Origin of the sequence: Geminicoccus flavidas (assembly GCF_009806515.1) — a bacterium.
Taxonomy (GTDB): Bacteria; Pseudomonadota; Alphaproteobacteria; order Geminicoccales; family Geminicoccaceae; genus Geminicoccus; species Geminicoccus flavidus.
Map to the genome: position 1 here is coordinate 1 of NZ_WUJP01000351.1, position 10,330 is coordinate 10,330.

Genomic DNA, 10,330 nt, shown 5'->3' on the forward strand with positions numbered 1-10,330 from the left:
CGCCAACGGCCAGCTCGAGGATCTCTCGACGTACCTGAAGGACTGGCCGATCACGGAGCAGCTGACCGACCGCGCGGTGCAGTTCGGCTCCTGGTACAACGACACGCCCTACATGATCCCCTACGGCTTCTATATCCGGGCGATGTTCTGGAACAAGGAGCTGTTCGCTGAAGCCGGGATGACCGAGCCGCCCAAGACCACCGAGGAGTTCGTCGAGGCGTCGCGCAAAATTGCGGCGCTGGGTGGCGGCAAGACCGGCTACTGCCTGCGCGGGGGTCCTGGCGCCACCAACGGCTACATCATGTTCATGCTGAACGAGCTGGGCTCGAACGAGTTCTTCGACGCGGAGGGCAACTCGACCCTAGACAAGCCCGAGGCGGTGCGCGGCCTGCAGATCCTGGCCGACATGTACCGGGAGGGCTTGGTGCCGAAGGACAGCGTCAACTGGGGCTTCAACGAGATCGTGGCCGGCTTCTATTCCGGCACCTGCGCCATGCTCGACCAGGACCCGGACGCGCTGATCGCGGTGGCCGAGCGCATGCCGGCCGACAAGTTCGCGGTGGCACCCATGCCGCTGGGGCCAAGCGGCAAGTCCTTCCCGACCATGGGCTATGCCGGCTGGGCGATGTTCTCGTCATCCGAGCACAAGGACGAGAGCTGGAAGTTGATCGCCCACCTCTCCTCGCCGGAGATGAACCTGGAATGGGCCAAGGTCGTGGGCGTGATCCCGATCCATAAGGGGGCGGAGAAGGACCCGTTCTTCGACACCGAGCAGTATCGCGGCTGGTTCACCGAGCTGAACGACCCGCGCTGGCAGCTCACCGCCATGCCCACCTATCTGGAGGAGTTCGGCTTCTTCGCCGACCAGATCTCGATCTCGGCCGGCCAGGAGATGCTGCTGGGGCAGCGCACGCCGGAGGACGTCGCCAGGGAATGGGCGGCCTATCTCACGGAAGCGCAGAAGAAATGGCTGGCCGCGCGCTGAGGCTTGCCGGGGAAGCTCCGGCCGGGCGCCGGAGCTTCCGCTCGATCGCCGAGCCCTGGACCTATCTCTCGCCGACCCTGGTCCTGATCGCCCTCTTGATGCTGGTCCCGCTGATCGTCGGCATCGGCTTCGCCTTCCAGAACGTACAGATCCTGAACCCGTTCAAGCGCGGCTTCGTGGGCCTGGCCCATTTCCAGGCAATCGCGAACGACCCGATCTTCTGGAAGGCGCTGGTCAACACGCTGTGGTGGACGTTCGCCTCGCTGATCCTCCAGTTCGTGCTGGGCCTGGGCCTGGCGCTGCTGCTCTGGCGCGAGTTCAAGGGCAAGCGGCTGGTCCAGGCGATCGTGTTCCTGCCCTGGGCGGTCCCGTCCTTCCTGTCCGGCCTGACGTTCGCCTGGCTGTTCAACCCGGTAGTCGGGCCCTTCCCGCACTGGCTCCACGCCCTGGGCCTGCTCGCCAGCCCGGACAACATCCTGGCCGATCCGGCGCTCGCCATGTGGGGGCCGATCACGGCGAACGTCTGGTGGGGCATCCCGTTCTTCGCCATCACCATCTTGGCGGCGCTGCAGTCGATCCCGAACGAGATGTACGAGGCGGCCGCGATCGACGGGGCCGGGATGCTGGCGCGCTTTCGCCATGTCACCCTGGCCTACCTGGTGCCGACCATCGCGATCACCCTGTTGCTGCGCACCATCTGGATCGCCAATTTCGGCGATCTGGTCGTGGTGATGACCGGCGGGGGACCTGCCAACCAGACCCAGATCCTGCCCTCCTACATCTTCACGGTGGCGTTCCGTAAGCTCGACTTCGGCTATGCCTCGGCCCTGTCCATGGTGCTGCTGGCGCTTCTGTTCCTCTACGCCATCCTGATTCTCGAGATGCGCCGCCGGCTCCGGAGCGCCTTTTGATGGAAAGCGCATCCTGATGGTGGTCGCCGGCACCTCGCAGCTTCGCCGCCGCCTGGGCTTGTGCGGCCATTGGCTGGCCCTGGCCCTCTATATCCTGGCCGCGCTGTTCCCGCTGTTCTGGCTGGTCAAGATCGCGGTGACCCCGACGGACCTCCTGTTCGGCGAGGGCATCCGGCTGTGGCCCAGCAGCACGACGCTTAGCAACTTCACGACGGTGCTCGGGGCCACCGACTTTCCCTGGTATTTCCTGAACTCGGTGGTCGTCTCGCTGGGCACCGCCGCTGCGGTGACGGTGGTGGCGAGCCTGTCCGGCTACGCGCTCTCTCGCTTCGCGTTCCGCTGGAAGAACGCGGTGGCCTTCTTCCTCCTGCTGACCCAGATCTTCCCGCTGGTGATGCTGATCGCGCCCATCTACCGGCTGATGACGCCGCTCGGCCTGGTCGACAGCCTGATGGGCCTTATCCTGGTCTACACTGCCTACAACGCGCCGTTCGCCACCTTCCTGATGCAGAGCTTCTTCGAGGGCATTCCCAAGGACCTGGAAGAGGCGGCGATGATCGACGGCTGCACCCGCTTCCAGGCCCTGTGCCGGGTGATCCTGCCGCTCACCCTGCCGGGCATGGGCGCCACGCTGGGCTTCGTGTTCACCGCCGCTTGGTCGGAGCTCTTGTTCGCGCTGATGCTGATCTCCACCGAGACGAGGATGACCTTTCCGGTAGGCCTGCTCACCTTCGTTTCCAAGTTCTCGGTCGACTGGGGCCAGATGACCGCCGCGGCGGTGCTGGCGCTGATCCCGGCCTGCGCCTTCTTCGCGGTCATCCAGCGCTACCTGGTCCAGGGGCTCACGGCCGGCGCAGTGAAAGGTTGAGGATGCTGCAAGGTTTTACCCATTAGCAACTTTTCTAGTTCCGACGGATTTCTATCCCAGATCCCGAACTCGGCCAGTCAAGCGCCCCATCATTGCCCCTGTTGCCCGGCAGACGCAGATAGCGCTGTAGAATCATTTTTCCTTTTCAAGTTCGTAACTTCCTGTGTAACTAGAGATATACAAGTTCATCCGGCGGGGGGCCTGATGACGTTGTCGATGCCTGTACGCAGGGACGTGCCGCAGCACGACCTGCCCGATGTGGATTTTGATCGGCTGTCGCATTTGATGGAGCGGATCGACCAGTTGTCCGCCCAGATCACGGATGCGGGCCTGGCGTTGCGCTCGTTGGTCGGTGGCCGGCAGCGCGGCAAGGCCAGTGTCGGTGATCATGGTGGGCCGACGCCAGCGGGGACGCTGTTCCCCTCTTGACGCGGGCGCGCTGGCAGGCCTCCTGCCGCCATGCTCGACCTGAACGACGTCACCCTGCGCATCGCCGGCCGCCCGCTCCTGGAGGATGCGAGCCTGCACATGCCAGCCAACCGCCGCTATGGCCTGGTCGGCCGCAACGGCACCGGCAAGACCTCCCTGTTCCGCCTGATCACCGGCGAGTGGCATGCGGATGCTGGCGAGGTCCGTCTCCAGCCGGGCATCCGGCTGGGCATCGTCGCCCAGGAGGCGCCGGGCGGCTCGCTCACACCGCTGGAAGGCGTGCTGGCCGCTGATCGCGAGCGCGCTAGCCTGATGGCCGAGCGCGCCACCGCCACCGACGGCATGCGCATCGGCGAGATCGAGAACCGCCTGCACGAGATCGGCGCCGACGCCGCCCCGGCCCGTGCCGCCGTCATCCTGAAGGGCCTGGGCTTCGACGACGAGATGCAGCACCGCCCGCTCTCCTCCTTCTCCGGCGGCTGGCGGATGCGCGTGGCGCTGGCGGGCGTCCTGTTCACCGAGCCCGACCTGCTCCTGCTGGACGAGCCCACCAACCATCTGGACCTCGAAGCCACGCTCTGGCTCACTGAGCATCTGGCGAAATACCCGCGCTCGCTGCTCCTGATCAGCCACGACCGCGACCTGCTCGACGCCGTGCCCGAGCGCATCGTCCACCTGGAGAACCGCAAGCTCACCACCTGGACCGGCGGCTTCACCCAGTTCCGCCGCCAGCTCGCCGAGCAGCGCGAATTGCGCGAGAAGACCCGCGCCAAGCAGCTGGAGCAGCGCGCCCATCTGCAGAGCTTCGTCGACCGCTTCCGCGCCAAGGCCACCAAGGCCCGCCAGGCCCAGTCGCGCCTGAAGATGCTGGAGAAGATGCCGGTCCTGGATGCCGAGGTGCTGGAGCCGGACGTCGTGTTCGACTTCCCCACCCCCGACGTCCCGCCCCCGCCGCTGATCACCATGGACCGCGCCTCGGTCGGCTACGGCGACCAGCCGATCCTGACCAACCTCTCCCTGCGCATCGACCCCGACGACCGCATCGCGCTCATCGGCGCCAACGGCAACGGCAAGTCGACCTTCGCCAAGCTGCTGGCCGACCGCCTCCAGCCCATGACCGGCGAGCTCACCCGCGCCCGCGGCCTGAAGACCGGCTTCTTCGCCCAGCACCAGATCGAGGACCTGACGCCCGAGGCCGACGCCATCGCCCATCTGCGCCGCCTCCTCCCCGACACGCCCGAGCAGAAGATCCGCGCGCGCCTGGCCCGCTTCGGCCTGAACCAGGACAAGGCGATCACGCCGGCGAAGAACCTCTCCGGCGGCGAAAAGGCCCGCCTGAACCTCGCCATGATCACCTGCCACGACCCGCAGTTCCTAATCCTGGACGAGCCCACCAACCATCTCGACATCGACAGCCGCGAGGCCCTGATCGAGGCCATCAACGAGTTCCCCGGCGCCGTCGTCCTGGTCTCCCACGACCGCCACCTCCTGGAACTCACCGCCGACCGCCTCTGGCTGGTCGACAAGGGCCGCGTCACCCCCTTCGACGGCGACATCGACGACTACCGCCAGCACATGCTGGCGGAACGCGCGGCTGCCACCAAGCCGGCCACGCCGGCACCGGAAGCCGCCACGCCCAAGCGCAGCGCCAACGAGCGCCGCCAGAAGCTGGCGCCGCTTCGGCAGGAAGCGGCGAAGCTGGAGCGGCTGATCGAGCGGATCCAGGCGGCGATCGCGGAGATCGACGGGAAGCTGGCGGATCCCAAGAGCTACATGAAGGGGATCGACCTGGAGGGGCTCGGGAAGAAGAAGGCGGAGTACCTGGACGGGCTGGAGAAGGCGGAGGGGAAGTGGCTGGAGTTGCTGGAGGAGATTGAGGGGATTGAGCGGGAATAAGCGAAATTGGCGAGAGCCGTCCCTAAACCTGCTCACATTAAGGGTCCTAATATACTTATTGGTATGGGAATGAGATAAAAGCTATTCGGAATCCTGTTCTTGTTATCACAATCGATTCTGGGCCGCTCATCCATGGAATATAACTTCTCCAGCCTGAGTCATGCAGATTTCGAAGATTTGGCACGCGATCTTGTTGGCCGCAGGCTTGGCATTGCATTTGAAGCTTTCGGCGCCGGACCTGACGATGGCATGGACGGCCGTCACATCGCAGGGTCCCGCCTGACGGTTCTTCAAGCCAAGCATTATGCGGGCTCGTCTTTTCGAAACCTTCAGTCAACTATGAAACGCGAGCGTATCAAAATCGATCGATTAAATCCTGCCCGATACATTTTGGCGACTTCGCAATCTCTTACTCCACCAAGGAAAGACATTCTCGTCGAGATTATAGGCGCTGCGATCTGCAAAACTTCAGATATTTTTGGACGTGACGAATTGAATGCGCTACTACGGGAGTATCCAGACATTGAGCGGTCTCATATAAAGTTGTGGCTCAGTAGTTCTGCCGTACTAGAGCAGATAATTCGATCGACATCTTTGAACTACACTGCGGTTTCGCAGGCAGAAATTCATAATAAAGTCAAAATTTATGCCCCGAACCCAAGTTTTCAGCATGCTCAAGAAAATTTAGAGTCCAATCATGTTCTTATTATTTCCGGCCCTCCGGGCGTAGGAAAAAGTACTCTAGCAGAAATGCTTTCTTATGCGTATATCGGTAGAGGCTGGCAGTTTAGTGCGATCCGAAGTCTTGATGACGGGTTCGCTTCCATACAAGACAAACATAGGCAGATATTTTTTTCGACGATTTTCTAGGAAGGGTTGCTTTAGATACTAAATCTCTAGCGGCGAAAGACTCAGATTTGAGCCGTTTCATACGCATGGTCCGGAATAGCCCGAATTCTCGCTTTATACTTACTACCCGATCATACATATTTGAGGAAGCTCGAAGACATTCTGAACATTTAGGGGACAAACGACTTGATATATTGAAGTACGTATTAGACGTGGGAATTTACACTCGTCGAAATAAAGCTCGAATTCTGCACAATCATCTTTTCGCTTCGCGATTAACGCCCGAACACATGAGGTACATTTGCGAGATATCTACATTAAAAAAAGTTGTCGATCATAAAAATTACAATCCCCGTGTAATAGAGTGGATGACGGATATTCTGCATTTGCGTGAAGTTACTCCAGCGCAGTATCCAGAGGCATTCCTGCGGGCATTAAATGAACCACATCAGCTTTGGGATACAGCGTTCCGGACTCATATTTCACCCAGTGATCAGCATTTGTTAATATGTATGTACTTTTGCTCGCAGTATGGTGTGCAAATTTCAGAGCTCTCCCAAATATTTAAGGCGATCCACTCCTGTATTTGTAAGACTTATATGATAAAACTTCACTTTGATGACTACGAGAATTCCTTACGCACACTTGAAAATGGCTTTATAAATATTAGAGGCAAGACGGTGGATTTTATCAATCCATCCCTTCGAGACTATCTGCGAAATTATCTTGGAAATTTTGATCTACTCACTGATTTGGCAAGTGCAGCTCCGAGGGCTGACTGGGCAAGTTCAATTTGGAAGCATGCAAAGGATAGGAAACCTTCAGAGACCGAATTAGCAAAACTCGCCGCTAGCTTTATCCAAATTGGCAGAAAGTTCAGCAAGCTCCCGTATCTACGCCCGCTTGATGGAAAAGAAAATTATTATCAGCAGGATGATTTATTGTTTTCTAATCGCCTTGATCTTCTTTTTGAGTGGTATAAACTGACCCATTTGAATGATTTTGTTGATGCCATTATTGACGTTGCGAGGAGTGTTCGTCATCATCTGGTGGTGTGGCGTGATGGAGAAACTTTGATACGTTATATAATTGATTTGTCTGAAGGCGAACTTGTTGATTTTCCGCAATCTGAGAACCTTGTTGCCCAACTTCGGATGTGTATCATTAACATGCTAGATCATTCAGCGCCTTTAGAGGATCTAAATAGGATCTGCGATGCTGCATCTGGCTATGAAGATTTTCTTGGGGATGAAGTAATGGACACTATCCGCACCTGCATTGTGTCATCTGTAAATGAGATAGAATATCTCGTGGAATCCGTTGAATCTGTTTCGGAGCTAGAGGAATTGACAGAGGCGATTGATAAATTATCTTCGGAGTTTTCTATTTCTGGCGGATCCCTTAGCAGAGCTCGCAAAGCTATCGGCGCTCGCATTGAAGAAATAGAAGCTGATACATCCGACTTAGAACAGCCGAAACTGCTCGATAGCCGCGGAGAGCCCAAGGAAGAATTCAATGATATCGCACTTTCAAGATTGTTCGCATCACTGGTTAATAGGCGAAGCTAGTTGTCATTCCTCATGGCGCCACAGGGAGCAGATATGCGGCCGACCATGCCGCAGCGAGCGCAACCGGGGATCGGTCAAGTGCCTGCTCACCTGCCGGGGAAATGGGGTCAGGTCTTGCATCCCAACACCTTCCCACTCCCGAGAGGTTCACAAGACATAGGGTGCACGCCCGGATTGTCTGCCGGAAACCCCATGTGTTCCGCGTGACCAGCAGAAAGCCATCCATCTACGCAGTCGCCGAGGTTACTGCGTCCGGCAGCTTGATCCGACTGCCCCAACGACAATCAGACCGCCGTGGATCGCGTCAGCCCCCAGTCGGAAACTTAACGTTTTGCTTGGAACTGGCCCAACCGCATCCTGGCGGGGCACGGGACGAATAGGGTCAGGTCTTGCGTTCCAGGACCTTTCAAAATGGGAAGGTGCGCGGCACCTTCCCGCTATCGGGGAGATGGGATCAGGAGAAATGGGGGGCAGGTCTTGCATTCCAGTACCTTTCCATCCTGACAAGCTTTACAGGATGTAGGGCGCCCGCACCCCCGGATCGTCGGCCGGAAAGTCCCGCGTGTTCCGCGTGACGAGCAGCAGGCCATGCACCTGCGCCGTCGCCCAGATCACCGCGTCGGGCAGCCTGATCCGGTGGCTGCGCCGCAGTTTCACCGCCCGCTCCGCCACCCGCTCCTCGATCCCGATCACCTCGAACCCGCCAAGGAAGCCGCGCGTCGGCGCCTGAAGGTCCGGCTCGGCGCCGACCATGACCTCCATCCAGGTGACGATGCTGATCGCCTTGGCCTCGTAACGCCGCAACTCGGCCCGCGCTTCCGGAACGGCGTTGAGGTGGTCGATCAGGATGTTGGTGTCGAACAGCGCCTTCACCATTCGCCGCGCAGCTTCTCCTGGTAGGCCAGGCCGTCCTGCCGGCGCTCGCCCCACAGGCCGAAGGCGTCGTCCTGCTGCCCGGCCCGCCGCCGCGCCAGATAGTCCTCGATCGCCTGCCGGATGAGCGAGGCCCGCGACCGCTTCTCCGCCTTCGCCAACTCGTCGAGTGCCCGGACCTGCGCGTCCCCGAGATCCACCAGCGTTCGCATCGCCCCTGCCTGTATTGCCTTATATACATAACATATATCATTGCCCGGAGACGAGACAACATCGCCGGTTCTGCAGCGGCCACTCTGGCCATTCTTCTGGTAGAGTCCCCGGGCAACGCGATCACGCCCAGGATTCCCGGGACCGGCATCCGCCGCCATCCGCGGGCCGCATGCCGCAGCATGGAAGCGGATTGCAGCAGGAGGTCAGGATGACCACGGAGATCAAGGCGCGAGCCTCGCTGCGCCAGCGCGCCCTGCACGAGTTCCGGGAATTCCTGTTCCTGTCCGCCTATCTCTATGTCACGCTCGGCGCGGTGATCCTGATGCAGACTGCGGCGCTGCACGCCCAGGGCATGGACATCACCCCCTGGGGCAGTGCCATCGTCAAGGCGCTGGTGCTGGCGAAGTTCATGCTCGCCGGCCGCGCCATCGGCATCGGCGAGCGCGCCATGGACGGCCCGCTGATCTGGCCGACCCTCCACAAGACCTTCGCCTTCCTGGTGCTGCTGATCGTGCTGACCCTCGTCGAGGAAGCCGTCGTCGGGCTGTTCCACGGCCGGTCGATCGCGACCTCGCTGGGCGAGCTCGTCGGCCCCCGCCTGCTGGAGACGATCGCCGGGATCGTCATCATGCTGCTGGTGCTGTTCCCCTATTTCGCCCTGCGCGTCCTGAACGAGGCGCTCGGTGACGGCACGCTTGCGCGGATGTTCCTTGGCACCCGCGCCCCGGCCCCCGCGCCCGAACGCTAGGGTGGTGCCGATGGAAGCGGGGAATACGCGGCCGTTCAGCCACTGAACCCGAACTGCCAGACGACCACCGGCACCGCGAGCAGCAGGATCAGCGACAGGATGACGAGGCCGCCGTCCCGGGTCAGGAGGCCGGCGGCGAACAGGGCGATCACGGCCGAGGCGATCGAGCCCGAGGTCGGGATCACCTCCATGAACGGCATGAACAGCGTCAGCGCCAGGATCAGCAGGAGCGGCAGGAGGATCCAGGGGCGGTGCACCAGGAAGGTGAGCCGCGCCTTCAGGAACCGCTCGACGAAGCCCAGCGGCTTGCGCAGCCAGCCGATCCCCTTGCAGAGCTTGGCGCTGGACATGCGCCGGCGGGTGATGAAGCCCGGCAGCCAGACGGTCTTCCGCCCGAAGACCATCTGCACGACCAGGATGAACACGATCCCCGCCACGACCGCGGTGATGCCGGGAATGGCGCTGGCCGGCGAGGTGGAGATCAGGGAGAAGATCAGCATCAGCGCCGCGAACGACCGGTCGCCAAGTTGCTCGACCACGTTCTGGACGGTGATGTGCTCCCCCTGGACCGCCTGCTCCAGCTGGTCGAGCGTGTCGCTGAGGGTGTGGGTGGATTCCTGGGCCATGCTTCACCTTGCTGGCCCTCCCAACACGTTTCTCCGCAGAACAGTTCCGCCTCATGGAGGAACCGGGCCACGGGAAAGCGGGGTCAGGTCTCTCTCGTCAGATCAGCCTCTCGGCGGGATCCCCAGGAACTTGCGCATCCAGCGCACGACCTCCGCCTCGTTGTTGATATAGACATAGTGCGGAGCGCCCGGCAGCGTGTACGTGTTGGCCTCGTTGCCCCGGGCGAACTTCCTGACCGTCCGCCGGAACCAGGCGGCGATCTCGGGCCAGGCCTTGTCGAACTGGGCCTTCTCCGCCCGGCTCAGATACCAGTACCAGGACTGGCGGTCGCGCAGCGTGTAGGGCGCGAAGATGCCGAGCCGC

General features: G+C 60.9%; 10 protein-coding genes and 2 pseudogenes. 8 read left to right on the forward strand and 4 right to left on the reverse strand.

Annotation, left to right across the window (positions count from 1 at the left end):
• The 7 genes and pseudogenes from EQG76_RS09745 to EQG76_RS09775 all read left to right on the forward strand — a co-directional run.
• Positions 1-985: ABC transporter substrate-binding protein (locus tag EQG76_RS09745; RefSeq protein ID WP_159712873.1), on the forward strand; the 985-nt coding region annotated here is incomplete at its 5' end.
• The gene (locus tag EQG76_RS09750) at positions 967-1,896 is read left to right on the forward strand and encodes a carbohydrate ABC transporter permease (protein ID WP_159712875.1); all 930 of its coding nucleotides are present in this window, start codon (positions 967-969) and stop codon (positions 1,894-1,896) included. The genes EQG76_RS09745 and EQG76_RS09750, both read left to right, overlap by 19 nt.
• Positions 1,897-1,915: 19 nt before the next feature.
• On the forward strand, positions 1,916-2,764 hold the full coding sequence (locus tag EQG76_RS09755; protein WP_407925522.1) for a carbohydrate ABC transporter permease: 849 nt from the start codon (positions 1,916-1,918) through the stop codon (positions 2,762-2,764).
• Between the two features lie 204 nt (positions 2,765-2,968).
• On the forward strand, positions 2,969-3,193 hold the full coding sequence (locus EQG76_RS09760) for a hypothetical protein (protein ID WP_159712879.1): 225 nt from the start codon (positions 2,969-2,971) through the stop codon (positions 3,191-3,193).
• 30 nt (positions 3,194-3,223) lie between these two features.
• Positions 3,224-5,089 (forward strand): ABC-F family ATP-binding cassette domain-containing protein, encoded by a 1,866-nt coding sequence (locus EQG76_RS09765; protein ID WP_159712881.1) that lies wholly within the window; start codon positions 3,224-3,226, stop codon positions 5,087-5,089.
• Positions 5,090-5,428: 339 nt separating this feature from the next.
• Positions 5,429-6,144 (forward strand): annotated as a pseudogene (locus tag EQG76_RS09770) (nSTAND3 domain-containing NTPase); the annotation flags it as partial.
• Between the two features lie 162 nt (positions 6,145-6,306).
• On the forward strand, positions 6,307-7,506 hold the full coding sequence (locus EQG76_RS09775; RefSeq protein ID WP_159712885.1) for a hypothetical protein: 1,200 nt from the start codon (positions 6,307-6,309) through the stop codon (positions 7,504-7,506).
• A 510-nt stretch (positions 7,507-8,016) separates the two neighbouring features.
• Here the strand turns inward: EQG76_RS09775 and EQG76_RS09780 are convergent.
• Positions 8,017-8,382, reverse strand: coding sequence for a type II toxin-antitoxin system VapC family toxin (locus tag EQG76_RS09780; RefSeq protein ID WP_159712887.1), 366 nt, complete (start codon positions 8,380-8,382; stop codon positions 8,017-8,019).
• Positions 8,376-8,591 (reverse strand): ribbon-helix-helix domain-containing protein, encoded by a 216-nt coding sequence (locus tag EQG76_RS09785; protein WP_159712889.1) that lies wholly within the window; start codon positions 8,589-8,591, stop codon positions 8,376-8,378. The genes EQG76_RS09780 and EQG76_RS09785 overlap by 7 nt, the downstream gene beginning before the upstream one ends.
• Before the next feature lie 209 nt (positions 8,592-8,800).
• On the opposite strand from EQG76_RS09785, the gene EQG76_RS09790 reads away from it, so the two are divergent.
• Complete coding sequence (locus EQG76_RS09790) at positions 8,801-9,340, forward strand: hypothetical protein (protein WP_159712891.1); 540 nt, start codon at positions 8,801-8,803, stop codon at positions 9,338-9,340.
• Between the two features lie 35 nt (positions 9,341-9,375).
• On the opposite strand, the gene EQG76_RS09795 is transcribed toward EQG76_RS09790, so the two are convergent.
• Complete coding sequence (locus EQG76_RS09795; RefSeq protein ID WP_159712893.1) at positions 9,376-9,966, reverse strand: exopolysaccharide biosynthesis protein; 591 nt, start codon at positions 9,964-9,966, stop codon at positions 9,376-9,378.
• A gap of 102 nt (positions 9,967-10,068) precedes the next feature.
• Positions 10,069-10,330, reverse strand: a pseudogene (locus EQG76_RS09800) (hypothetical protein); the annotation flags it as partial.